Genomic DNA, 1,939 nt, shown 5'->3' on the forward strand with positions numbered 1-1,939 from the left:
CTTCAAAGCCTCCCACCTATCCTACACATGTAGGGTCAATGTTCAGTGCCAAGCTATAGTAAAGGTTCACGGGGTCTTTCCGTCTAGCCGCGGGTATACGGCATCTTCACCGCAATTTCAATTTCACTGAGTCTCTGCTGGAGACAGCCTGGCCATCATTACACCATTCGTGCAGGTCGGAACTTACCCGACAAGGAATTTCGCTACCTTAGGACCGTTATAGTTACGGCCGCCGTTTACCGGGGCTTCGATCAAGAGCTTCGCTTGCGCTAACCCCATCAATTAACCTTCCGGCACCGGGCAGGTGTCACACCCTATACGTCCACTTTCGTGTTTGCAGAGTGCTGTGTTTTTAATAAACAGTTGCAGCCAGCTGGTCACTGCGACTCTCGTTCGCTTCCACCGCTAGGGCTTCACGAGCAAGAGCGTACCTTCTCCCGAAGTTACGGTACTATTTTGCCTAGTTCCTTCAGCAGAGTTCTCTCAAGCGCCTTGGTATGCTCTACCTGACCACCTGTGTCGGTTTCGGGTACGGTCGTCAATACCTGAAGCTTAGAGGCTTTTCCTGGAAGCATAGCGTCAGCAACTTCAACTCCGTAGAGTCTCGTCTCGTGTCTCAGTCTTAGCAGCCCGGATTTTCCTAAGCCACCAACCTACGCACTTTCACGCGGACTACCAACGCCGCGATTGCCTAGCTTTCTCCGTCCCCCCATCGCAGTATTGCCGGTACGGAAATATTAATCCGTTTCCCATCGACTACGCCTTTCAGCCTCGCCTTAGGGGCCGACTTACCCTACCCTGATTAGCATGGGATAGGAACCCTTGGTCTTTCGGCGGGGAAGTTTTTCACTCCCCTTATCGTTACTCATGTCAGCATTCGCACTTCTGATACCTCCAGCCATCCTCCCGGACAACCTTCAACGGCTTACAGAACGCTCCTCTACCACTTGTGTGCATCCCACAAACTACTGTTATTCTCTCAACATCGACTGTTGTTTGAACGCTTTACCGCCGGGCGCTTCGCGCGTCGACGTTAATCAATAGCTTCTGGTGATGCACACAAATCCGCAGCTTCGGTGTATGATTTAGCCCCGTTACATCTTCCGCGCAGGCCGACTCGACTAGTGAGCTATTACGCTTTCTTTAAAGGGTGGCTGCTTCTAAGCCAACCTCCTAGCTGTCTATGCCTTCCCACATCGTTTTCCACTTAATCATAACTTTGGGACCTTAGCTGGCGGTCTGGGTTGTTTCCCTTTCCACGACGGACGTTAGCACCCGCCGTGTGTCTCCCGAGTAGTACTCATTGGTATTCGGAGTTTGCATGGGGTTGGTAAGTCGGGATGACCCCCTAGCCCAAACAGTGCTCTACCCCCAATGGTATTCGCTCGAGGCGCTACCTAAATAGCTTTCGAGGAGAACCAGATATCTCCGAGCTTGATTAGCCTTTCACTCCGATCCACAAGTCATCCCCTAATTTTTCAACATTAGTGGGTTCGGTCCTCCAATTGATGTTACTCAATCTTCAACCTGCTCATGGATAGATCGCTCGGTTTCGGGTCTACACCCTGCAACTAGACGCCCAGTTAAGACTCGGTTTCCCTACGGCTCCCCTATTCGGTTAACCTTGCTACAGAATGTAAGTCGCTGACCCATTATACAAAAGGTACGCAGTCACGGAACAAGTCCGCTCCTACTGCTTGTACGTACACGGTTTCAGGTTCTATTTCACTCCCCTTACAGGGGTTCTTTTCGCCTTTCCCTCACGGTACTGGTTCACTATCGGTCAGTCAGGAGTATTTAGCCTTGGAGGATGGTCCCCCCATGTTCAAACAGGATACCACGTGTCCCGTCCTACTCGTTTTCACTGCAAAGGCATTGTCGTGTACGGGGCTATCACCCTGTATCGCTCCTCTTTCCAAAGGATTCCACTAACACCAAT

Annotated in this window: 1 rRNA gene; it reads right to left on the bottom strand. The window is 51.2% G+C overall.

Going from position 1 to position 1,939, the window contains the following annotated elements:
- Window positions 1-1,939 (bottom strand): 23S ribosomal RNA (locus Q3O60_RS17510); the annotation flags it as partial.

The organism is Alkalimonas collagenimarina (assembly GCF_030717845.1).
GTDB classification, from domain to species: Bacteria; Pseudomonadota; Gammaproteobacteria; order Enterobacterales; family Alteromonadaceae; genus Alkalimonas; species Alkalimonas collagenimarina.